Source organism: Streptomyces xanthophaeus, from assembly GCF_030440515.1.
Classification (GTDB): Bacteria; Actinomycetota; Actinomycetes; order Streptomycetales; family Streptomycetaceae; genus Streptomyces; species Streptomyces kutzneri.
Genome location: NZ_CP076543.1, coordinates 1827545 through 1848579, shown reverse-complemented (window position 1 = coordinate 1848579; position 21035 = coordinate 1827545). Strand labels below are relative to the sequence as shown.

The window sequence follows — 21035 nt, the reverse complement described above, 5'->3', positions numbered from 1 at the left end:
ATCAGCTCTTCGCCAGCAGGCCGCGGCTGCGCAGCACCCACCGCTCGACCGGGCTGAAGATCAGCAGGTCGATGGCGATGCCGACCACCAGGATCAGGATGATCGCGAGGAACACGCCCGGCAGGTCGATGTTGTTGCGGCCGTTCTCCAGCAGCTGGCCCAGGCCCAGGCCCAGGTCCGGCGAGGAGGCGATGATCTCGGCGGCCATCAGCGAGCGCCAGGAGAAGGCCCAGCCCTGCTTCAGACCGGCCAGGTAGCCGGGCAGCGCGGCCGGCATGACGATGTGCCGGGCCCCCCGCAGACCGGTGGCACCCAGGGTGCGGCCGGCCCGCAGGTACAGCGGCGGGATCTGGTCGATGCCGGAGACGAGGCCGTTGGCGATGGACGGGACGGCGCCCAGCAGGATCACCGTGTACATCATCGCGTCGTTCAGGCCGAACCACAGCACGGCCGGCGGCACCCAGGCCACCGACGGCAGCGACTGCAGGCCCTGGAGGATCGGGCCGATCGCGGCGCGGACGAACTTCACCCGGGCGACGAGCAGTCCGAGCGGCGTACCGATGGCCAGGGCCAGCAGGAAGCCGAGCAGACCCCGGGAGACGCTGGTCCAGATGACCTCCAGCAGCGTGCCCTTGACCCACATGTCGGACAGGCTGTCCCACACCGCGGACAGCGGGGGCAGCTTGGTCTCCTCGGTCACGTGCGTCGCGACGAGGACCTGCCAGACCAGGAGCACCAGGCTCACGGCCAGGACCGGCGGGAGGACCTTCTTGACGAGGATCTCGCGGACGGGGGTGCGGTGGGTCTGGACCGCGTCGAGGGCGTCGAGGCCCGCCTCCAGGCCGGCCAGGTCGTCGGTCTTGCCCGTGGCCTTCGAAGTGATGTCAGTGCTGGCCATGGCGGCGGATCTCCCCACGCAGGTGTTCAGTGATCTCCAGGGACAGTTCCGCGACGTCCGCGTCCTCGATGCGGCGCGGCTGCGGGATGTCCACGGTCCATTCCTTCGCGACCCGGCCGGGCCGGGAGGAGAGCAGGACCACGCGCTGGGCGAGGCGGACGGCCTCGCGCACGTTGTGGGTGACGAAGAGGACGGACAGCCCGGTCTCGGCCCAGATGCGGGTGAGCTCGCCGTGCAGCACGTCCCGGGTGATGGCGTCGAGCGCGGCGAACGGCTCGTCCATCAGCAGCAGCCGGCTGTCCTGGGCGAGCGCCCGGGCCAGGGCCACGCGCTGGCGCATACCGCCGGACAGCTCGTGCACGCGCTTGCCGTACGAGCCGCCGAGGCGGACCAGCTCCAGCAGCCGCTCGGCCTCCGGGCGGCGCTCGGCCTTGGCCACCCCGCGCAGGCGCAGGGCGAGTTCGATGTTCTTGCCCGCGGTCAGCCACGGGAAGAGCGCGTGCTCCTGGAACATCAGCGCCGGACGGCCGCCGGGGGTCTCGATGGACCCCGCGGACGGCTTGTCCAGACCCGCGACCAGGTTCAGCAGGGTGGACTTTCCACACCCCGAAGCGCCCAGGATGGTGACGAACTCGCCGGGAGCGACATCGAGACTGATGTCGTCCAGGACGAGCTGCGATCCGGCCGGGCCGGAGAAGGACTTCGAGACGTGCTCGATGCGGGCGGCGTGCGTGCGCTCCGCGGCGGAGCCCTCGGCAGCCTTGGCGAACGTGGTGGCCATGGTCGTCACCTCCTGGGATTGCTGGATTGCGGGGTTACTTGGCGCCGAGGCCGGCGTCGGAGACCTCGGGCTTGCCGGCGGCCTTGAGGACCTTGTTGAGGAGTGTGAGGTCGTAGATGCCGGCGAGGTCGGGCTCCTCGATGAGCTTGGCCTTGACCGCCCATTCGGACTGGGTCTTCAGGGTGGCGGCCAGCGGGTCGTCGGTGATGGCGATGCTGGGCCAGGCGGGGTCGATGACCTTGGCGTCGAGGGGCTTGCCGCCTTCGGCTTCGAGGCGTGCGTTGGCGGAGGCCTTGGCCTTGTCCTGGTTGGCGTGGATCCACTCGTTGGTCTTCACGGTGCCGCGTAGCACGGCCTCGACGACGTCGGGGTGCTCCTCGAGGAACTTCTGCGACACGATGATGTTCGTGATCACGAACTTCTTGTCGGGCCACAGGCTGGTCTCGTCGAGGAGGACGGAGCCGCCGTCGGAGACGAGCTTGGAGGCGGTGGGTTCGGGGACCCAGGCGCCGTCGATGGAGCCCTGCTTGAAGGCGTCGGGGGTGACCTTGTTGTCGGTGCGGACGACGGAGACGTCGCCCTTGCCGGATTCGGGGTCGACCTTCCAGCCCTTCTCGGAGATCCAGTTGAGGAAGGCGACGTCCTGGGTGTTCCCCTTCTGGGGGGTGGCGATCTTCTTGCCCTTGAGGTCGTCGAGGGTTTTGATCTTGTCCGGGTTGACGACGAGCTTGACGCCGCCGGAGGCGGATCCGGAGATGATCCGCAGGTTGGAGCCCTTGGACTTGACGTAGCCGTTGATGGACGGCGAGGGGCCGATGAAGCCGATGTCGAGAGAGCCGCCGTTGAGGGCTTCGATCTCGGACGGGCCGGCGTTGAAGGACTGCGGCTTGATCTTGGTGCCGTTGAGTTCCTTCTCGATCAGGCCTTCCTGGAGGCCGACCAGCGCGGTGGCGTGGGTGAGGTTGGGGAAGTACCCGATCCGGACCTCGGAGGCGGACAGCTTCTTGCCGGCATCGGCCGCGGTGTCGGCCTTCGGCTCGTCCTTCTTCGCCTCGGAGCCGTAGCCGCAGGAAGCGAGCGCACCGATCAGGAGCGGCAGGGCAGCGGCGGCGACGATGCCGCGGCGGAGGGCGGTGCGGGTGCTGGCGGTGGCAGGCACGGGAGGACTTCCTCTCGTGACGGCGTCATCTCATGACGCGCGTCTTCGTCTGTGGAGCAAGGGCGGATACGGCTGGTGGGGGGTTTGGGCGCGCGTGCGGTGCGCGTACGTCATCGCGCACATCGCGCAACCCCTCCCTGGCCGCTGCCGAGGGCGCCGCTGCCTACGCGGCCGCCCTCCTTCGCGAAGCTGGAGAAGATGTCGGGGAGCATGGCTAGAAGTCCCAGCCTTCCTCGTCGGCCTGAACGGTCGTCTCGGCCTTGGAGGCGAAGGACTCGCCCGCCATGCCGGCCGCCAGCGTCGTGCCGTCGGCCGGGTCGATCAGCAGGAAGGACCCGGTGCGGCGCGAGTCGGCGTACGCGTCGAGCGCGAGCGGCTCGGCAGTACGGACGACGACACGGCCGATGTCGTTGGCCACCAGCTGCCCGGGGTTCGGGTGCTGGGACAGGTCGTCCAGGGTCAGCCGCGAGGGGATCTCCTTGACGATCGCCTTGACCGTGCGCGTCGTGTGCTTGATCAGCACCCGGGCGCCGACGGCCAGCGGCTGGTCGGCCACGTGGCAGACCGTCGCCTCGACGTCCTGCGTGGTGGCCGGCGCGTTCGCGGACGGCGCGATCAGGTCGCCGCGCGAGATGTCGATGTCGTCCTTCAGCCGCAGCGTCACCGACTGCGGGGCCCAGGCGATGTCCACGCTCTCGCCGAGCGCGTCGATGCCCTCGATGACCGAGGTCCGGCCGGACGGCAGGACCGTCACGGCCTCGCCGACGCGCAGTACGCCGGAGGCGATCTGGCCCGCGTAGCCGCGGTAGTCGGGGTGCTCGGCGGACTGCGGACGGATCACGTACTGCACCGGGAAACGCGCCGGGCAGGCCGTGAGGTCGTGGCTGACCGGGACGGTCTCCAGGTGCTCCAGCACCGTCGGGCCGCCGTACCAGTCCATGTTGGCGGACGCCTCCACCACGTTGTCACCGGCCAGGGCCGAGATCGGGATCGCGGTGATCTCCGGGACGCCCAGGTCCGAGGCGTACGCGGTGAACTCCTCGGCGATGGCCGCGAAGACCGACTCCTGGTAGCCCACCAGGTCCATCTTGTTGACGGCCAGGACCACGTGCGGGACGCGCAGCAGGGCGGCGACGGCCGCGTGCCGGCGGGTCTGCTCGATGACGCCGTTGCGGGCGTCGACGAGGACCACGGCCAGGTCGGCGGTGGAGGCGCCGGTGACCATGTTCCGGGTGTACTGCACGTGCCCGGGGGTGTCCGCGAGGATGAACCGGCGGCGCGCGGTGGCGAAGTAGCGGTACGCGACGTCGATGGTGATGCCCTGCTCCCGCTCGGCCCGCAGGCCGTCGGTCAGCAGCGCGAGGTCGGGGGCGTCCTGGCCGCGCTGGGCGGAGACGGCCTCGACGGCCTCCATCTGGTCGGTCAGGACCGACTTGGAGTCGTGCAGCAGCCGGCCCACCAGGGTGGACTTGCCGTCGTCGACGGAACCGGCGGTCGCGAAGCGCAGCAGCGTGGTCGCCGAGACATCGGCGAACTGCTCGGTGGTGCTGGTCATTTCTAGAAGTACCCTTCGCGCTTGCGGTCTTCCATCGCGGCCTCGGACATCTTGTCGTCGGCGCGGGTCGCGCCCCGCTCGGTGAGGCGGGAGACGGCGATCTCGGCGATCACGGCGTCCAGCGTGACGGCGTCGGAGTCGACGGCGCCGGTGCAGGACATGTCACCGACGGTCCGGTAGCGGATGAGACGCGTCTCGGGCGTCTCGCTCTCCTTCGGGCCGCCCCACTCGCCGGCCGTCAGCCACATGCCGTTGCGCAGGAACACCTCGCGCTCGTGGGCGAAGTAGATCTCCGGCAGCTCGATGCCCTCGCGGGCGATGTACTGCCAGACGTCCAGCTCGGTCCAGTTGGAGAGCGGGAAGACGCGCACGTGCTCGCCGGGGGCGTGGCGGCCGTTGTAGAGCTGCCACAGCTCGGGGCGCTGGCGGCGCGGGTCCCACTGCGAGAACTCGTCGCGGAGGCTGAACACCCGCTCCTTGGCGCGGGCCTTCTCCTCGTCGCGGCGGCCGCCGCCGAAGACGGCGTCGAACTTCAGGCTCTGGATCGCCTCGGTCAGCGGCACGGTCTGCAGCGGGTTGCGGGTCCCGTCCGGGCGCTCGCGCAGCTTGCCCGCGTCGATGTACTCCTGGACGGAGGCCACGTGCAGGCGCAGGCCGTGCTTCTCGACCGTGCGGTCGCGGTACTCCAGCACCTCGGGGAAGTTGTGGCCCGTGTCGACGTGCAGCAGCGTGAACGGCACCGGCGCCGGCGCGAACGCCTTCAGCGCCAGGTGCAGCATGACGATGGAGTCCTTGCCGCCGGAGAAGAGGATCACCGGCTTCTCGAACTCGCCCGCCACCTCGCGGAAGATGTGCACGGCCTCGGACTCGAGGGCGTCGAGGTGCGACAGCGCGTAGGGCGCATCCGTCTCGTCGTGGACGTGTGCGACGGTCGTCGTCATGCCAGACCCCTCTCGGTGAGCAGCGCGTGCAGGGCCGAAGCCGACTCCTGCACGGTCTGCGTGTGCGACTCGATACGCAGGTCCGGGGATTCCGGAGCCTCGTACGGGTCGTCGACCCCGGTCAGACCGGAGATCTCGCCCGCCGCCTGCTTGGCGTACAGGCCCTTGACGTCACGCTCCGAGCAGACCTCGACCGGGGTGGCCACGTGGACCTCCAGGTACGAGGTGCCCCCGGTGGCGTGGCGCCCCCGGACGGCCTCACGGCTGTCCGCGAACGGTGCGATCACCGGCACCAGCGCCTTGACCCCGTTGCTCGCGAGGAGCTCGGCGACGAAGCCGATCCGCTGCACGTTGGTGTGCCGGTCCTCGCGGGTGAAGCCCAGGCCCGCGGAGAGGAACTCGCGGATCTCGTCCCCGTCCAGCACCTCCACCCGGTGGCCCTCGGCGCGCAGCCGCTCGGCCAGCGCGTAGGCGATGGTGGTCTTGCCCGCGCTCGGCAGCCCGGTCAGCCACACGGTGGCGCCCTGGTCGCTCACGCTCATCTGCTCTGTCTCCGTAAGTTCTTCGCCGGTCGTCGTCATCAGCCGTGCAGTCCGCACTCGGTCTTGCCCCGCCCGGCCCACCGGCCGGCCCGCGCGTCCTCGCCCTCCGCCACGCGGCGGGTGCAGGGGGCGCAGCCGACGGAGGCGTAACCGTCCATCAGCAGCGGGTTGGTGAGTACGCCGTGCTCGGCGACGTACGCGTCCACGTCGTCCTGCGTCCAGCGGGCGATGGGGGAGACCTTGACCTTCTGCCGCTTCTCGTCCCAGCCGACCACCGGGGTGTTCGCCCGGGTCGGGGACTCGTCGCGGCGCAGGCCCGTCGCCCACGCGGTGTACGCCGTCAGGCCCTCTTCCAGGGGCTTGACCTTGCGCAGCGCGCAGCACAGGTCGGGGTCCCGGTCGTGCAGCTTCGGCCCGTACTCGGCGTCCTGCTCGGCGACGCTCTGACGCGGGGTCAGCGTGATGACGTTGACGTCCATCACGGCCTCGACCGCGTCACGGGTGCCGATGGTCTCCTCGAAGTGGTAGCCCGTGTCGAGGAAGACCACGTCCACACCGGGGAGGACCCGCGAGGCCAGGTGGGCGACGACCGCGTCCTCCATGGAGGAGGTCACGGCGAACTCCTTGCCGAACGTGTCGACCGCCCAGCGCAGGATGTCCAGCGCCGAGGCGTCCTCCAGGTCCCGGCCCGCCTGCTCGGCCAGCGCCTTGAGTTCCCCGGCCGTGAGACGCACGTCTTGAGTGGTGGTCATATCCCGTCCCCTCCCGCTGATCCCGCTGATCCTGCCGAATCCGACTGGACGCCCCGGGCCAGCAGCCCGAGGTACTTCAGCTGGAAGGCCCGGTTGCAGGCCCTGCATTCCCACGCGCCGTGACCCGTCTCGTTGGGAAACAGGTCCTCGTCGCCGCAGTAGGGGCAGTAGAACGGTGCGGCGCGCTCGCTCACGAGAGGCTCTTCTCGTCCGCGCGGGCGACCCACGCCGCGAAGCGCTCGCCGTCCTCGCGCTGCTCCTCGTAGTGCTTGACGACCCGCTCGACGTAGTCGGGCAGACCGGCCGAGGTGACCTTGAGGCCGCGGACCTTGCGGCCGAAGCCGGCCTCCAGGCCGAGGGCGCCGCCCAGGTGGACCTGGTAGCCCTCCACCTGGTTGCCGTCGTCGTCCAGGACCAGCTGGCCCTTGAGACCGATGTCCGCCACCTGGATACGGGCGCAGGCGTTCGGGCAGCCGTTGATGTTGATGGTGAGCGGCTCGGCGAAGTCCGGCAGGCGGCGCTCCAGCTCGTCGATCAGCGAGGCGCCGCGCGCCTTGGTCTCGACGATGGCCAGCTTGCAGAACTCGATGCCGGTGCAGGCCATCGTGCCGCGGCGGAACGGGGACGGCTTGACCCGCAGGTCCAGCGACTCCAGCGCCTCGACCACCGAGTCGACCTGGTCGGCCTCGATGTCGAGCACGATCATCTTCTGCTCGGCGGTGGTGCGCAGGCGGCCGGAGCCGTGCTGCCGGGCCACGTCCGCGATCTTGGTCAGGGTGGCACCGTCCACGCGGCCCACGCGGGGCGCGAAGCCGACGTAGAACTTGCCGTCCTTCTGCTGGTGGACGCCCACGTGGTCGCGCCACTGGCCGCTCGGCTGCGCGGGCGCGGGGCCGTCGGTCAGCTTGCGCTTCAGGTACTCGTCCTCCAGGACCTGGCGGAACTTGGCCGGGCCCCAGTCGGCGACGAGGAACTTCAGGCGGGCGCGGTTGCGCAGCCGGCGGTAGCCGTAGTCACGGAAGATCGAGATGACGCCCTCGTAGACGTCCGGGACCTCGTCCAGCGAGACCCAGGTGCCCAGGCGCACACCCAGCTTGGGGTTGGTGGACAGACCGCCGCCGACCCAGACGTCGAAGCCGGGACCGTGCTCGGGGTGCTCGACGCCGACGAACGCGATGTCGTTGATCTCGTGCGCCACGTCGAGCAGCGGCGAGCCGGAGATCGCGGACTTGAACTTGCGGGGCAGGTTGGAGAAGTCCTTGTTGCCCACGATGCGGCGGTAGATCTCGTCGATGGCGGGCGTGCCGTCGATGATCTCGTCCTGGGCGATGCCGGCCACGGGCGAACCGAGGATGACGCGGGGCGTGTCACCGCAGGCCTCGGTGGTGGACAGGCCCACGGCCTCCAGCCGGCGCCAGATCTCCGGGACGTCCTCGATCCGGATCCAGTGGTACTGCACGTTCTGGCGGTCGGTGAGGTCGGCGGTGCCGCGCGCGAACTCCTCCGAGATCTCGCCGATCACGCGGAGCTGCTCGGTGGTCAGCCGGCCGCCGTCGATGCGGACGCGCAGCATGAAGTACTCGTCGTCCAGCTCCTCCGGCTCCAGGATCGCGGTCTTGCCGCCGTCGATCCCGGGCTTGCGCTGGGTGTAGAGGCCCCACCAGCGCATACGGCCGCGCAGGTCGTTGGGGTCGATCGAGTCGAAGCCGCGCTTGGAGTAGATCGTCTCGATGCGTGTCCGCACGTTGAGACCGTCGTCGTCCTTTTTGAACTGCTCGTTGCCGTTGAGGGGCGTGTGGTGCCCGACGGCCCACTGGCCCTCGCCGCGGTGACGGCCGGTCTTGCGGCGCGCGGCGGCTGCGGGCGCGGCTGCGGGCGTTTCGGGGGTGGCGGCCATGGCGGTACGTCCTTCTTCGGCGGCTCGAGGCAAGGGCAGGGGGAGGCGGCGGCGCTCCCCTGCGGGCTCGGCGGCTCCGAGCGGGTGTGGCTGATTCCCGCTCCGCGCCGGGGTTGCCGGCGGGCAGGGCGGTACTACGGCCTCAGGGGGCTAGCGGGTGATCGGCGCGTCCGCGGCGGCGGGGACGACGGCGATGTGCGGCGTGGCTGGTTCCGTCAGCGCGCCGGACAGATGGCGCTGGACATGCGGCCGAGGTCGACGTGCCGCCGACTCACCAAGGCAATTCCAGCTCCATTCATGGCGGAAGCGTGTCATGTGCCGATTGGAGGAGTCCACTACTGTCCACGATTCGGACGAACTCGTCTCGAAGCGTGGGATGACGTGACGGGGGTCACGCATCGAACGCTGGTGGGCGGGGGCTCCGCCCCCGAACCCCCGCGCCTCGAACGCCGGAGGGGCCGGATATTTCAGCCTCGTCGGCGTTCGAGGCGCGGGGTCTGGGGCGGAGCCCCAGGTCCCGGCGGAGCCGGGCTCGATGCGCTACGCCCCGGGCCAGGGGCCGGGGGTCGGGGTTTCCACCTTGGACTCGGTCTCCGTCTTGAAGACCTTGAAGCCGCGCCGCTCGTAGTTGCTCATCGCCGTCGGCCCGTCCTGACTGCACGTGTGCACCCACACCCGCCGGGTCGGCTCCCGGTCCGGCCACCGCTCCGCGAGGGACCACGCGCGCGCGACGCCCACCGACAGCAGGTGCCCGCCGATGCGGCGGCCGCGGAAGTCGGGGAGGAGCCCGAAGTACATGATCTCCACCACGCCGTCGTCCTGCGGGTCGAGCTCCACGTACCCGGCCGGCGTGCCCCGGTCGTACGCCACCCACGTCTCCACCCCCGGCCGCTCCAGCTGCTCCACCCACTGCGCGCGGGTCAGGGAGAGCCGGTCCGTCCAGTGGATGTCACCGCCCACCGAGGCGTACAGGAAGCGGCTGAACTCGGGGGAGGGGACCTCCGCCCGTGCGATGGATATCTCCGGGCCCGCCGGAGCCGCCGGGACGAGGTCCGCCGGAGAGGTCATCTCCAGCGACCAGGTGGTGAGAGTGATGGTGCTCATGCAGCTCAGGGAATCATGCCGGGCCCCGTCCGGCCCAGGCGGGCCCGGACCACCGCGGGCGCGGTCGAGTGCGGGAGCAGCTCGGCCGGGTCCTCGGGCCGGATCAGCTCCACCTCCACCTCCTCCGCGAACCGGTACGGCCGGTGGGTGAGGACGCCCGCGAGGTGGCGGCGTACGCGGGACAGCTCCGCGCGGACCGTCACCGTGCGCGTCGGATCCCCGAACAGCTCCCCGGCCAGCTCCGCCGCCGAGCGTCCCCGCGGGCTCTCCGTCAGCAGGAACAGCAGCTCCGCGTGGCGCGGGCTCAGCTCCTGCGACCAGCTCCCGGAGGGTCCGTACACCGTCGCCGACCAGCATCCCGCCCGGCTGAGGTCCAGGACGATCCGGGTCGCCGCCGTGCCGTGACGGTCCTGGGCCACTCGCAGCAGCCAGCCGCCGGGCAGCGGCTCCACCACGCACTCCCCGAGTCGCGGCACCCACACCCGGCCCGGCCCGAAGGCCTTCGGCAGCGGGATCCGCTCCGCCGGGGCCAGGCCCGTCACCGCCGCCGTCCAGCCGTTCGGGTCCACGGCCAGCGCCTGTCCCGGCAGCCGGGCCAGCAGAGGGGCCGCCACCGTCCGCAGCCGCTCCAGCGACTCCAGGTGCCGCAGCCGCAGCTCACGCTCCGCGAGCCGGGCCACCGAGGTCACCCACGCCAGCGTCGCCGGGTGCATGGTGGCCAGCGGACCGCTGACGTCGACCACGCCCAGCAGCCGCCCGTCGCGCGGGTCCCGTACGGGCGCCCCGGCACAGGTCCAGTCGTGGTGGCTGGAGACGAAGTGCTCGGCCGAGAACACCTGCACCGGGCGCCGGGCCACCAGGGCGGTGCCGACCCCGTTCGTGCCCACGACGGCCTCGTCCCAGTCGGCCCCGACCGCGAAGCCGAGCCGGTCCGCCTTGCGCAGGATCGAGGAGTGGCCCTCCCGCCACAGCAGCCGCCCGTCCGCGTCGGCGACGACCATGATGTGCAGGGCCTCGTCCAGGGCGGGCAGCAGCCCCTCGCGCAGCACCGGCAGGATCTCCCGCAGCGGCGAGACGTGCCGCCGCTCCTCGGTCTCGGCGGCCGACAGCATGCGCGAGCGCGCGTCCCGGTCCGGGTGCACCCCGCCGGCCAGCATCCGGCGCCAGGACTCCGCGATCTCCGGCCGGGGCGCGGCCGGCGGGCGGTCCCCGGCGAGCGCGGCCGCCCGCACGCCCTTGAGCAGACGTGCCGCGGCCCGCGCGTCCATGGCCGAGATGCGTGCCACATCGACCGTGCTGCCTGTGGTGTCGGCCACCGGAACCTCCCCGTGCGAACAGGACGTACGACGCCAGCCGCCCGGCGGTACGCGCGTGCCGCTTCCCCGGGCACCCCGACGGACGGCTGCCGACTCAAAGGTTGCAACGGTATGCAACTCTCGCCAAGTCCCGGTCGGCCGACCGAAACTGTCCGGACGCCGCAGAGCGGCGTCCGGCTCCTCCTCGGGGCTTCGGATCAGGGGTGGTGCCGAGTCGGCGCGGCGCCACCCCTGTACCCGGTGATGGGCCCGGATCCCGGCTGGGAGCGGTTTGGGGACCGCCGTGGAGCCCGACGGGGGCTCTCCCCTAGCCCTGGATCCGCGCCCGTTCCACCACCGATCGCAGGTCGAGGGTGTGCGGCAGCGTGCCGAAGGCCGCGCCCCAGTCACCGCCCAGCCGCGAGGCGCAGAAGGCGTCCGCGACCTCCGGCGGGGCCCACCGCACCAGCAGCGACCCCTGGAGCACCAGCGCCATGCGCTCGACGACCCGGCGGGCCCGTGCCTCGATCCCGTCCAGATCGGCGAGATCCGTCAGCAGGTCCTTGATGGCCGAATCCAGCCGGTGGTCCGCGCCCCGGGCCAGGCCGACCTCCTGGAGGAAGGCGTTCAGCGCGTGCGGCTCGCGCTGCAGGGCGCGCAGTACGTCCAGCGCCTGCACGTTGCCCGAGCCCTCCCAGATGGAGTTCAGCGGGGATTCCCGCAGCAGTCTGGGCAGCCCCGACTCCTCTACGTAGCCGTTGCCCCCCAGACATTCCAGGGCCTCCGCCACCATCGGCGTACAGCGCTTGGTCACCCAGTACTTGGCGGCGGGCACGGCGAGGCGCAGGAAGGCCTTCTCCTGCTCCGTCCCGGCGTCGTTGGCGGCGGCCAGGCGCAGGGTCAAGGTGGTGGCGGCCTCCGACTCAAGGGCGAGGTCGGCGAGCACGTTGCGCATCAGCGGCTGGTCGATGAGCGGTGCTCCGAAAGCAGAGCGGTGCTCCGCGTGGTGCACGGCCTGGGTCAGGGCCTGCCGCATCAGCGAGGCCGAGCCGATCACGCAGTCCAGCCGGGTCGCCGCGACCATCTCGATGATGGTCCGCACCCCGCGGCCCTCCTCACCGACCCGCCGCGCCCACGTCCCGTCGAATTCCACCTCGCTCGACGCGTTCGACTTGTTGCCCAGCTTGTCCTTCAGCCGCTGGATCGCGAAGACGTTGCGCGTACCGTCCGGCAGCACCCGCGGCACCAGGAAGCACGTCAGGCCGCCCGGGGCCTGCGCCAGCACCAGGAAGCCGTCGCACATCGGCGCCGAGCAGAACCACTTGTGCCCGGTCAGCAGGTACTCGCCGGACGCGTCCAGCGGCACCGCGGCCGTCGTGTTCGCCCGTACGTCGCTGCCGCCCTGCTTCTCCGTCATCCCCATCCCGAAGAGCACACCGCCCTTCTCGGCGGCCGGCCGCAGCCCCTGCTCGTACACGTGCGAGGTCAGCCGCGGCTCCCATTCGGCGGCGAGCACCGGATCGGTGCGCAGCGCCGGCACGGCGGCGTGCGTCATCGAGATCGGGCAGCCGTGGCCCGCCTCGGCCTGCGACCAGATGAAGAACCCTGCGGCCCGGCGCAGATGCCCGGCCGGACGCCCCCAGGCGTCGGTGAGCCCGGACGTCACGGCGTGCCCGAGCAGCCGGTGCCAGGCCGGGTGGAAATCGACCTCGTCGATCCGGTTCCCGTACCGGTCGTGCGTCCGCAGCTTGGGCGGATTCTCGTTCGACTGCACACCCCATTCCTGGGCCTGCGCGGAACCCGCCGCGTGCCCGAGGTCGGTGAGCTCCTGCCGTACCTCGCCGAGGAGTTCGGGATCCGCGGACGCCAGGTGACGCTCGACGCCCTCGGTGAGGGCCCGATCGCCGCCGTAGACGTCGTACCCCACCAGGGGAGGGGCCTGGTTGCTGACTGTGTGGGTGGTGGCTGCCATGCGGATACCGTAAGGACGTGCAGCCAGCAAAAGAAACACCCGAGCGGATCCCAGGACGGCTCCACCGGGCCCGTGCCCTTTACCGCAACGTCTCGATGCGGAAGATGGGCTGGCTGCTGCTGAAGGACACCGTCAACTCGTGCATCGAGTACCGGATCCTCGGGCTCGCGGCCGAGGCGGCGTTCTTCACGCTGCTCTCGCTGCCCCCGCTCTTCCTGGGCCTGCTGGGTCTGCTCGGCTACGTGGACGGCTGGACGGACACCCGCACGGTCGAGAGCATCGAGGAGAACATCCTGGCGGCGGTCGGCACGGTCCTGTCCGACCGGGGCGTCAACGACATCGCGCGGCCCCTGCTCGACGACGTCACCGGGCGCGGCCGCCCCGACCTGATCTCGCTCGGCTTCGCCTTCGCCCTCTGGTCCGGATCGCGCGCCGTGAACGTCTTCATCGACACCATCACCGTGATGTACGGGCTCGACGGCCAGCGCGGCATCGTCAAGACCAGGCTGCTGGCCTTCCTGCTCTACATCATCGCCCTGTTGATCGGCGCGATCGTGCTGCCGCTGATGGTGGTGGGGCCGGACGCGGTCGTCCGGCTGGTGCCCTGGGGCACCGAAGTGATCGCGGTCCTGTACTGGCCGACGGTGACCTTGCTGTCCATCGCCTTCCTCACGACGCTCTACCACGTGTCCGTACCCGTGCGCTCGCCGTGGATCGAGGACGTGCCCGGGGCGCTGGTGGCCCTCGCCATGTGGGTGCTGGGCTCGTTCCTGCTGCGGATCTACCTCACCAACACGGTGGAGGGGCCGACGATCTACGGGTCACTGGCCGCGCCCGTGGCCGTACTCCTGTGGATCGGCATCTCGGCCTTCGCGGTGCTCGTCGGCGCCGCCGTCAACGCCGCGATCGACCGCGTCTGGCCCTCCGTGGCCACGGCGGCGGCGCGCGAGGCGAACGAGCGGGCCCGGGAGGCGGAGGCCGCCCAGCTGATCGCGCGGGCCGCCGCCTGGCGGGCGATGGCGGAGGGCGAGTCGGAGGACGACGAGGACGACGCGATGCCGTCGGAGTTCCCGGAGCGGTGGTCGAAGTTCCTGCCGCCCGAGGACTACCACTCCCGGCTGCGCAAGCACTGAGGGCCCGGCCGGTGGTGGGGAAACGCTACGCCGGGCCCTTCACACCCCAGGCGGTGAGCAGGCCTGGGGAGAGCGCGGCGCAGTCCGGTGACTCCAGGTAGCGGATCGCCGCGTCGATCTCCGCGTCGTCGACCAGCCCGGTGGCCGTCATCGGGCCCCGCGCCCGCTCCCACGTACCGGCCCAGAACCGGCTGATGGGGCTGCCGGGCAGCAGCGGAGGGACGAGGATCTCGGCCCCCACGGACAGCAGACCGGCCTCCCGCAGGTGCTCGGGATAGCCCGGTACCCAGGAGACGTCGGTGCCCAGGCTGTCCCCGAGCCCCTGCCACATCGCCCGCATCACCCGGCCGTACGGGGTCGCCGGCGCGGCCGGGGTGGTCAGGTCGACCGCGTCGCCGAGGACCAGGACACCGCCCGGGGCGACCAGCGAGGCGAGCTTGCCGATCATCCTCGGCCAGTTCCGCAGGTGCATCAGCACGAACCGGGCGTGCACCAGCTGGAACCGCCCCGGGCTGAAGTCCAGGGCGGTGATGTCCGCCTCCAGCGGAGTGAGCCCGGGCGCCGGATGTGCCCTGAGGAAGGCCGTGTCCCGGTCGACGGCGAGGACCTCCGAGACCCCGGCCCGGTCCAGGAGGAGCCGGGCGACCGTACCCGTTCCCGCGCCCACGTCCAGGCAGCGCCAGCCGGGCCCGGCGCCCAGCGCGCGCAGCCGCGCCAGCGTGAAGTCGTCGTAGGCGAGCGCGCCGAGGTCGATGCGGTCGTCCTCGCCCGCCAGCTCCGGCCGGAACACCGCCTCGCCGTAGCGGCCGCCGGCCGCCCCGTCGGGACGCGGCGGCGGGTCGTCGTCGGGCAGGTTCACGTCCGGACCTCTTCACGGGGCGGGGAAAGGGGATGCCTCGGACGCGGCGGATGCGGCCCGCATCGGCCGCATCCGCCGCCCCACCGATCCTCCACCGGCGCCCTCCCGCCCCACCGAGGCGCGCCGGGCCTGATCCGAAAGAGCCGGGCCTGATCCGAAAGAGACGCCCGGTCCCTAACCTGGAGTGGTGTACGAGGAAGCGGTGTCCGCAGCCGTCCCCGGAGCCGTGCTGTGGCGCGCCACCGCGGGCGGCGGCTCGGTGGTGCTGCCCGATGGCTGCATGGACCTGCTCTGGGCCGACGGGCGGCTGCTGGTGGCCGGCCCCGACACCGGGCCGCATCCGGCCGGGGAGGTCCCCGGCGGCGCCTTCGCCGGGATCCGGCTCGCGCCCGGCACCGCGCCCGCGCTGATCGGCGTACCGGCGCACGCACTGCGGGACCGGCGCGTCGAGCTGGCGGACCTCTGGCCCGCCCGCGCCGTACGCCGGGCGTCCGGGCTGGTCGAGGGGTACGGGGACGCGCGCGCGGGACTCGAGGCGCTGGCCCGCGCCCGCGCCGCCGATGCGGGGCCGCCCGACCCGCTGGCCGCCGAGGTCGTGGCCCGGCTCCGCGCGGGGGACGCGGTGTACGCCATCGCCGGCGCCGTCGGCCTCGGCGAGCGGCAGCTGCACCGGCGCTCGCTCGACGCCTTCGGGTACGGCCCGCGGACGCTCGGCCGCATCCTGCGGCTGCGCCGCGCCCTGGCCCTGGCCCGCGCGGGCCTGCCGTACGCCGAGGTCGCCGCGGTCGCCGGGTACGCCGACCAGGCGCACCTCTCGCGCGACGTGCGGGCGCTGGCCGGGACGACCCTGCGGGCCTACGCCGCCGGGGCCGACGGGGCGAAGAGCGAGACCCCGCAGCCGTCCGGGTCGAGGACGACGGCGTAGCGCTGGCCCCAGAAGGCGTCCCAGGGCTTCAGGTGCCCGGTGTGCCCGGCGGCGGTCAGTTCGGCGTAGAGCGCGTCCACCTCGGCGGGGGAGTCGCACAGGAAGGCCAGGTCCCGGCGGCCGTCACCGGTGGGCGGGGTCCATGACGGGTCGAAGGAGCGGACGGTCTCCTCCGTGTCCCACGCGATCCGCAGGCCCCCGGGCAGGACGGCCTCCACGTGCGGCAGGCCGTCGGCCTCGGCCGGGACGTCCAGCCCGAGGCGGCGGTAGAAGGCGAGCGAGGCGGCCATGTCGGAGACCACCATGCCGATCAGGTCGAGTCGAGGAGTCATGGCAGCAGGCTAGGCGGGCACCGGGCGCCCGTCTTGAACGAATCGGACACCGGCCGCGCCGTGTCACGTACCGGCATCAGCGCGGCCGGCGCGCTGCCACCACCGCGCAGGCGACCGCCAACGGCAGCTCCGCGCCCGCCGCCAGCAGCAGCGCCATCCCCTGCCCGCCGGTCCCGGCCGAGGTCGTGACGTCGAACCAGGCGTCCATCACCAGCAGCGCGGCCGTCGCCGCCGCGACCGGGGACGCCCTGGGATCTCGCCTGCGCAGCAGCGCCCCGGTCCCGGTCAGCCCGGCGGCCAGCATCAGGTCCAGGCCGATCCACGCCGTGGACCAGTGGGAGACCTCGGTGGTCTGCGGCATCGTCTTCGCCAGCACCACCACCCAGGGCAGCAACACCAGTCCGGCGCCGGTGAGTACGGTCGCCGTCCGGGGGGCGCGGACCGAGCGGGCGGTGCGGACGGTGAAGGCGGTGCGAGGGGTACGGGCGGTGCGGGCCGTGCGCCAGGCGCGCGGCTGCGGGGCGACGAAAGCCATGACGAGGGTCTCCTTCCGGCCCGGCGGTCCGTCCCCCGGGCACACCACCAGCCTCGTCGGCCGGGCCCGCCCGATCAGTAGCCCCATGATCCGGATCCGGGGTGGCACCAGGTACACCCCCGTGCGGGTGCCCGCATGATGGCAGGCCCCTGATCAGTGCGATTACCGTACGGGGCATGGCAATTCGCGGGGCGCCGAGGCGTACGTACACCTGGATCACGGCGCACGCGCCCTGGTCGGCATGGGCCTGGCGCAACACGGCCTTCACCGCGGCGGCCATCCCGGCCGCCCTGCCCGTGCTCCTCGGCCTCACGTGCACCGTCACCGCGCCCGGACCCGGCACGATCCCGCCGCTGCTGATCCTGCTGCTCGGCCCGCTCCTCACCCGGCTCCAACGCAGCCGGTTCCGGGCCCTGCTCGGACTCGACGTGCCCAAGGTCGCCCGGGAGGGAGGCCGGTTCACCCCGAGCGCACTGGTGAAGCGGATGCGCTCCGAGGCGACCTGGCGGCAGTACGGCTACCACCTGCTGGTCAGCCCGCTGGCCGCCGTCGCCGGCGCGCTGGTGGTGCTCGCCTGGGCCTTCGGCGTCGCCGCCACCTGCGTCTACGGCTGGATCTGGATCCTGCCCACGCAGACCCGGACACCCGCCTGGGGCAACGACTACGACACCATCACCGGCGGCGGCGTCCTGCTGCTGCTCGCCGCGCCCTGGCTCGCCGCCCTCTTCGCCCGGCTGGACGCCGTCGCCGCGGCCGCCCTCCTAGGCCCGAACCGGGCCCGTGAACTGGAGCGGCGGGTCGAGGACCTCGCGGAGAGCCGGGCCGGGGTGCTGGACGCCGCCGACCTCGAACGCCGCCGGATCGAACGGGACCTGCACGACGGAGCCCAGCAGCGACTGGTCGCCCTGGCCATGAACCTCGGCATCGCCCGCGCCACCCTCCCCGACCTGCCGGCCGAGGCCAAGGCCGTCATCGACGAGGCGCACCGCGAGGCGAAGGAGGCCATCGAGGAGCTGAACAGCCTGGTACGGGGCCTGCATCCGGCCGTACTCGAGGACCGCGGGCTCGACGCCGCGCTCTCCGGGATCGCCGCCCGGGCCCCGTTCCCCGTCGAACTGACCGTGGACATCGGCCGGCGGCCCGGGGCCACCGTGGAGGCCGTCGCCTATTTCGTGGTCTCCGAAACCCTGGCCAACGTGGCCAAGCACGCCCGGGCGGAACGCTGCCGGGTGCACCTCGTACGCGGTCCGGCGGCCGGCGGACCCGGCCGCGGCGGGGACCTGCTGCGGATCACCGTCACCGACGACGGGGTGGGCGGCGCCGACCCCGCCCGGGGCACCGGTCTGGTGGGGCTGCGCAAACGCGTAGGGTCCGTCGACGGAACCATCAAGATCGAAAGCCCCCTCGGGGGTCCGACCGTCATCACCGTGGAGCTGCCGTGCGGGCTGTGATCGCCGAGGACTCCGTCCTGCTGCGCATAGGACTCGTCAAAGTCCTGGAAATGGCCGGATTCGAGGTGGTCGCCGAGACCGGCGACGCCGAGGGTCTGCTCGCCGCCGTCGCAGAACACCGCCCCGAACTGGCTCTCGTGGACGTGCGGATGCCGCCCGGCTTCACCGACGAGGGCGTCCGGGCGGCCCTGATGATCCGCCAGGAGAGCCCCGGCACGGCCGTGCTGCTGCTCTCGCAGTACGTGGAGGAACGTTACGCCGCAGACCTGCTCGCCACCCAGACCCGCGCCGGCATCGGCTACCTGCTCAAACAACGGGTCGCCGACGTGGAGGAGTTCATCGACGCCCTGCGCCGCGTCGCCTCCGGCGGCACCGCACTCGACCCGCAGGTCGTCGCCCAGCTCCTGGTACGCCGTGGCGGCGGCCCGGATCCGCTGGGCCGGCTCACCCCGCGCGAGCGCGAGGTACTGGCCCTGATGGCCGAGGGCCGCTCCAACGCCGGTATCGCGGCCGAACTCGTCGTGAGCGAGAGCGCGGTGGCCAAACACATCAACAGCATCTTCGCCAAGCTCGACCTGCCGCCGGCCGACGGCGACCACCGCCGGGTTCTCGCGGTCCTGCGCTTCCTGGAGCGCACGCCGTGACCCCGGACGAAAAGCCCCGCCGCAGGCACCGCACGGCCTGGATCACCGCCGCCCTGCTCAGCGCCGTCCTCGTGGTGGCACCGGCCACCTGGCAGGTGTGGTCCTGGGGGAGCACCCGGAGCGACACCCTGAGCGGCGTCAGCGACGGCCGCCCGGTGACCGCGCTGGAGATCGTGGGAGGCGACGCGGACATCACCGTCACCCCCCGCGGGGACCAGCAGGTCGGCTACCGGGCCACGGTCAGCTGGTCCCTCAAGGCGCCCACCATCGAGGAGAGCCGGCTCGGCGACACCCTGCGGCTGACCCCGCACTGCTCCGGCGAGGACTTCTGGCCGGCCGCCGGGGCCGGCTGTTCGGTCCGGCTGGCGGTCACCGTACCCGTGGACATCCCCGTCAAGGTGACGACCCGTTCCGGCCGGATCGCGCTCAGCGGCCTGGGCGGCACCGTCGACACCGAGGCCGACTCCGGCCAGGTCGAGATCGCCGGGCTCCGCGGCGCCCTGCGCGCCAAGATCGGCTCGGGCCACCTGCACGCCACCGGACTCTCCTCGGACCGGGCCGAGATCCGGGTCGGCTCGGGGCGGGCCGTCGCCACCTTCGTCACCCCGCCCGACGCGGTCACGGCCCGCGTCGGCTCCGGCCGCCTGGCCCTCACCGTGCCCGCGGCCACCCGCTTCAAGGTCCGCTGCGAGGCCGGAGCCGGCCGCTGCGAGGTGCCCGACGCCCTGCGCGACGCCGCGTCGCCCCGCAGCCTGGACATCGAGGCGGGCGTCGGCCGCGCCCAGGCGGCGTACCCGGACGGGCCCTGGGCGGCTCCCGGCGAGTCCTAGGCCGTGCCCTGCCCGCCGCACGGGAGGCCGCCGGAAAAAAGAAGTGGCCCCGGCGGGACCGGGCTTGTTACGGTGGATCAGTTCCCGCCGACCGGTGGAGGACGATCAGCATGTGCATGGACCCGGAGGTGAGTTCGTTGATGACTGTCATCGCGCAGGGCGCTGCCCGCACTCAGAAGACCATCAATGTCACTTCTGTGGTCTCCGGCTGACCTCACACCTCTTCGCGCGCCGCCACCGAGCGAGCGCCCGCGGCCGGGGCCACCCTGTGAAGGGTTTCCCTTGTCTTTCTCCGCTTTCCCGTCCTTCCCGCAGACCTCGCTCCCGCACGCCCTCGCCCCCTTCGGCTGGGACGACGCGTGGGAGGCCGAGTTCGCCCCGTACGCGGAGCAGGGCCTCCTGCCCGGCCGCGTCGTACGCGTCGACCGCGGCCAGTGCGACGTCATGACCGCGGACGGCATCGTCCGCGCCGACACCGCCTTCGTCACCCCGCACGACCCGCTCCGGGTCATCTGCACCGGGGACTGGGCCGCCGTCGAGGCGGCCGGCAACCCCCGCTACGTGAAGGCGTACCTGCCGCGCCGGACCGCCTTCGTACGGTCCACCTCCTCGCAACGGTCCGAGGGACAGATCCTCGCCGCCAACGTCGACCACGCCATCATCGCGGTCTCCCTCGCCGTCGAGCTGGACCTCGGGCGCATCGAGCGCTTCCTGGCCCTGGCCTGGGAATCGGGGGCACAGCCGCTGGTCGTCCTCACCAAGGCGGACCTGGCCCCGGACGCGGCGACGCTCGGGCACCTGGTCGAGGACGTGGAGGCCACCGCGCCGGGCGTCCAGGTGCTGACCGTCTCCTCCCTCACCGGGGAGGGTACGGACGTGCTGGCCGCGATCGTCGGCGACGGCACCAGCGTGCTGCTCGGCGTCTCGGGCGCCGGCAAGTCCACGCTGGCCAACGCGCTGCTCGGCGCCGAGGTCATGGAGGTGCAGGCGGCCCGCGAGGTCGACGGCAAGGGCCGGCACACCACCACCACGCGCAACCTGCTCGCCCTGCCGGGCGGCGGCGTCCTGATCGACACGCCCGGACTGCGCGGCGTCGGGCTCTGGGACGCCGAGACCGGGGTCGGCCAGGTCTTCTCGGAGATCGAGGAATACGCGGAGAACTGCCGCTTCCACGACTGCGCGCACGAGGCGGAGCCGGGCTGCGCGGTGCTCGCCGCGCTGGACTCCGGCGAGCTCCCGGACCGCCGCCTGGAGAGCTACCGCAAGCTCCTGCGGGAGAACCAGCGGATCGTCGCCAAGACGGACGCCCGGCTGCGGTCGGAGATCCGCCGCGACTGGCGCATGAAGTCGGCGGAGGGCCGGGCCAACCACGCCGCCAAGCGGGGCGGCCGGGTCTGAGGCGCAGCCGGGGGCGGGGTGCCGACGGCCGG

At 72.4% G+C, this 21035-nt stretch carries 22 protein-coding genes; 6 read left to right on the top strand and 16 right to left on the bottom strand.

Annotation, left to right across the window (positions count from 1 at the left end; all coding sequences use genetic code 11):
- Position 1: 1 nt before the first annotated feature.
- The 13 genes from KO717_RS07945 to KO717_RS07890 all read right to left on the bottom strand — a co-directional run bounded on the left by KO717_RS07945 (position 2) and on the right by KO717_RS07890 (position 12896).
- Positions 2-898 carry an ABC transporter permease gene (locus tag KO717_RS07945; RefSeq protein WP_301365384.1) on the bottom strand — a complete coding sequence of 299 codons (897 nt, stop codon included), beginning with the start codon at positions 896-898 and terminating at the stop codon, positions 2-4.
- Entirely contained in the window at positions 885-1679 is a 795-nt protein-coding gene (locus KO717_RS07940; protein ID WP_301365382.1) for an ABC transporter ATP-binding protein, read from the bottom strand. Before KO717_RS07940 ends, KO717_RS07945 begins: the two co-directional genes overlap by 14 nt.
- A 34-nt stretch (positions 1680-1713) precedes the next feature.
- Entirely contained in the window at positions 1714-2838 is a 1125-nt protein-coding gene (locus KO717_RS07935; RefSeq protein WP_301365381.1) for an ABC transporter substrate-binding protein, read from the bottom strand.
- 214 nt (positions 2839-3052) lie between these two features.
- Complete coding sequence (locus KO717_RS07930; RefSeq protein ID WP_301365379.1) at positions 3053-4393, bottom strand: sulfate adenylyltransferase subunit 1; 1341 nt, start codon at positions 4391-4393, stop codon at positions 3053-3055.
- Positions 4394-4395: 2 nt separating this feature from the next.
- On the bottom strand, positions 4396-5334 hold the full coding sequence (gene cysD / locus KO717_RS07925; RefSeq protein WP_189745789.1) for a sulfate adenylyltransferase subunit CysD: 939 nt from the start codon (positions 5332-5334) through the stop codon (positions 4396-4398).
- A complete protein-coding gene (gene cysC / locus KO717_RS07920) occupies positions 5331-5876 on the bottom strand; it encodes an adenylyl-sulfate kinase (protein ID WP_301365376.1) in 546 nt (181 codons plus the stop codon). The genes cysD and cysC overlap by 4 nt, the downstream gene beginning before the upstream one ends.
- A 38-nt stretch (positions 5877-5914) precedes the next feature.
- Positions 5915-6628 (bottom strand): phosphoadenylyl-sulfate reductase, encoded by a 714-nt coding sequence (locus KO717_RS07915; protein WP_301365374.1) that lies wholly within the window; start codon positions 6626-6628, stop codon positions 5915-5917.
- Positions 6625-6822, bottom strand: coding sequence for a DpnI domain-containing protein (locus tag KO717_RS07910; RefSeq protein ID WP_229876770.1), 198 nt, complete (start codon positions 6820-6822; stop codon positions 6625-6627). Before KO717_RS07910 ends, KO717_RS07915 begins: the two co-directional genes overlap by 4 nt.
- Positions 6819-8525, bottom strand: coding sequence for a nitrite/sulfite reductase (locus KO717_RS07905; protein WP_301365371.1), 1707 nt, complete (start codon positions 8523-8525; stop codon positions 6819-6821). The genes KO717_RS07910 and KO717_RS07905 overlap by 4 nt, the downstream gene beginning before the upstream one ends.
- A 215-nt stretch (positions 8526-8740) precedes the next feature.
- Positions 8741-8824 (bottom strand): putative leader peptide, encoded by an 84-nt coding sequence (locus tag KO717_RS37325; protein WP_312847410.1) that lies wholly within the window; start codon positions 8822-8824, stop codon positions 8741-8743.
- 241 nt (positions 8825-9065) lie between these two features.
- Positions 9066-9629 (bottom strand): GNAT family N-acetyltransferase, encoded by a 564-nt coding sequence (locus KO717_RS07900; RefSeq protein WP_301365369.1) that lies wholly within the window; start codon positions 9627-9629, stop codon positions 9066-9068.
- Positions 9630-9634: 5 nt separating this feature from the next.
- Positions 9635-10897: a GAF domain-containing protein gene (locus KO717_RS07895; RefSeq protein ID WP_301374412.1), complete on the bottom strand. Its 1263-nt coding sequence runs from the start codon at positions 10895-10897 to the stop codon at positions 9635-9637.
- Positions 10898-11252: 355 nt separating this feature from the next.
- Positions 11253-12896: an acyl-CoA dehydrogenase family protein gene (locus tag KO717_RS07890; protein WP_301365368.1), complete on the bottom strand. Its 1644-nt coding sequence runs from the start codon at positions 12894-12896 to the stop codon at positions 11253-11255.
- Between the two features lie 17 nt (positions 12897-12913).
- Here KO717_RS07890 and KO717_RS07885 point away from each other — a divergent pair, with 17 nt between their 5' ends.
- Positions 12914-14029, top strand: coding sequence for a YihY/virulence factor BrkB family protein (locus tag KO717_RS07885; RefSeq protein WP_301365367.1), 1116 nt, complete (start codon positions 12914-12916; stop codon positions 14027-14029).
- A 25-nt stretch (positions 14030-14054) separates the two neighbouring features.
- On the opposite strand, the gene KO717_RS07880 is transcribed toward KO717_RS07885, so the two are convergent.
- Positions 14055-14888, bottom strand: a complete 834-nt coding sequence (locus KO717_RS07880) for a class I SAM-dependent methyltransferase (protein WP_301365366.1) — start codon at positions 14886-14888, stop codon at positions 14055-14057.
- Positions 14889-15075: 187 nt separating this feature from the next.
- Here KO717_RS07880 and KO717_RS07875 point away from each other — a divergent pair, with 187 nt between their 5' ends.
- A complete protein-coding gene (locus KO717_RS07875; RefSeq protein WP_301365364.1) occupies positions 15076-15813 on the top strand; it encodes a helix-turn-helix domain-containing protein in 738 nt (245 codons plus the stop codon).
- On the opposite strand, the gene KO717_RS07870 is transcribed toward KO717_RS07875, so the two are convergent.
- On the bottom strand, positions 15744-16145 hold the full coding sequence (locus tag KO717_RS07870; protein WP_301365363.1) for a VOC family protein: 402 nt from the start codon (positions 16143-16145) through the stop codon (positions 15744-15746). The two genes, KO717_RS07875 and KO717_RS07870, sit on opposite strands and share 70 nt — an antisense overlap.
- A gap of 76 nt (positions 16146-16221) precedes the next feature.
- On the bottom strand, positions 16222-16680 hold the full coding sequence (locus tag KO717_RS07865; protein ID WP_301365361.1) for a hypothetical protein: 459 nt from the start codon (positions 16678-16680) through the stop codon (positions 16222-16224).
- Positions 16681-16856: 176 nt separating this feature from the next.
- Here KO717_RS07865 and KO717_RS07860 point away from each other — a divergent pair, with 176 nt between their 5' ends.
- The 4 genes from KO717_RS07860 to rsgA all read left to right on the top strand — a co-directional run bounded on the left by KO717_RS07860 (position 16857) and on the right by rsgA (position 21003).
- Complete coding sequence (locus KO717_RS07860) at positions 16857-18131, top strand: sensor histidine kinase (protein WP_301365360.1); 1275 nt, start codon at positions 16857-16859, stop codon at positions 18129-18131.
- Positions 18119-18775, top strand: a complete 657-nt coding sequence (locus KO717_RS07855) for a response regulator transcription factor (protein WP_301365358.1) — start codon at positions 18119-18121, stop codon at positions 18773-18775. Before KO717_RS07860 ends, KO717_RS07855 begins: the two co-directional genes overlap by 13 nt.
- A complete protein-coding gene (locus tag KO717_RS07850; RefSeq protein ID WP_301365356.1) occupies positions 18772-19605 on the top strand; it encodes a hypothetical protein in 834 nt (277 codons plus the stop codon). The genes KO717_RS07855 and KO717_RS07850 overlap by 4 nt, the downstream gene beginning before the upstream one ends.
- A gap of 282 nt (positions 19606-19887) precedes the next feature.
- On the top strand, positions 19888-21003 hold the full coding sequence (gene rsgA, locus KO717_RS07845; RefSeq protein ID WP_301365355.1) for a ribosome small subunit-dependent GTPase A: 1116 nt from the start codon (positions 19888-19890) through the stop codon (positions 21001-21003).
- Positions 21004-21035: the final 32 nt, after the last annotated feature.

Excerpts from the sequence above, each read along its gene's own strand:
- KO717_RS07905 (WP_301365371.1), bottom strand. The coding sequence starts at position 8,525 with ATGGCCGCCACCCCCGAAACGCCCGCAGCCGCGCCCGCAGCCGCCGCG.
- KO717_RS07895 (WP_301374412.1), bottom strand. The coding sequence starts at position 10,897 with ATGGACGCGCGGGCCGCGGCACGTCTGCTCAAGGGCGTGCGGGCGGCC.
- cysC (WP_301365376.1), bottom strand. The coding sequence starts at position 5,876 with ATGAGCGTGAGCGACCAGGGCGCCACCGTGTGGCTGACCGGGCTGCCG.
- KO717_RS07900 (WP_301365369.1), bottom strand. The coding sequence starts at position 9,629 with ATGAGCACCATCACTCTCACCACCTGGTCGCTGGAGATGACCTCTCCG.
- cysD (WP_189745789.1), bottom strand. The coding sequence starts at position 5,334 with ATGACGACGACCGTCGCACACGTCCACGACGAGACGGATGCGCCCTAC.
- KO717_RS07930 (WP_301365379.1), bottom strand. The coding sequence starts at position 4,393 with ATGACCAGCACCACCGAGCAGTTCGCCGATGTCTCGGCGACCACGCTG.
- KO717_RS07865 (WP_301365361.1), bottom strand. The coding sequence starts at position 16,680 with ATGGCTTTCGTCGCCCCGCAGCCGCGCGCCTGGCGCACGGCCCGCACC.
- KO717_RS07890 (WP_301365368.1), bottom strand. The coding sequence starts at position 12,896 with ATGGCAGCCACCACCCACACAGTCAGCAACCAGGCCCCTCCCCTGGTG.
- KO717_RS37325 (WP_312847410.1), bottom strand. The coding sequence starts at position 8,824 with ATGAATGGAGCTGGAATTGCCTTGGTGAGTCGGCGGCACGTCGACCTC.
- KO717_RS07940 (WP_301365382.1), bottom strand. The coding sequence starts at position 1,679 with ATGGCCACCACGTTCGCCAAGGCTGCCGAGGGCTCCGCCGCGGAGCGC.
- KO717_RS07860 (WP_301365360.1), top strand. The coding sequence starts at position 16,857 with ATGGCAATTCGCGGGGCGCCGAGGCGTACGTACACCTGGATCACGGCG.
- KO717_RS07945 (WP_301365384.1), bottom strand. The coding sequence starts at position 898 with ATGGCCAGCACTGACATCACTTCGAAGGCCACGGGCAAGACCGACGAC.
- KO717_RS07870 (WP_301365363.1), bottom strand. The coding sequence starts at position 16,145 with ATGACTCCTCGACTCGACCTGATCGGCATGGTGGTCTCCGACATGGCC.
- KO717_RS07915 (WP_301365374.1), bottom strand. The coding sequence starts at position 6,628 with ATGACCACCACTCAAGACGTGCGTCTCACGGCCGGGGAACTCAAGGCG.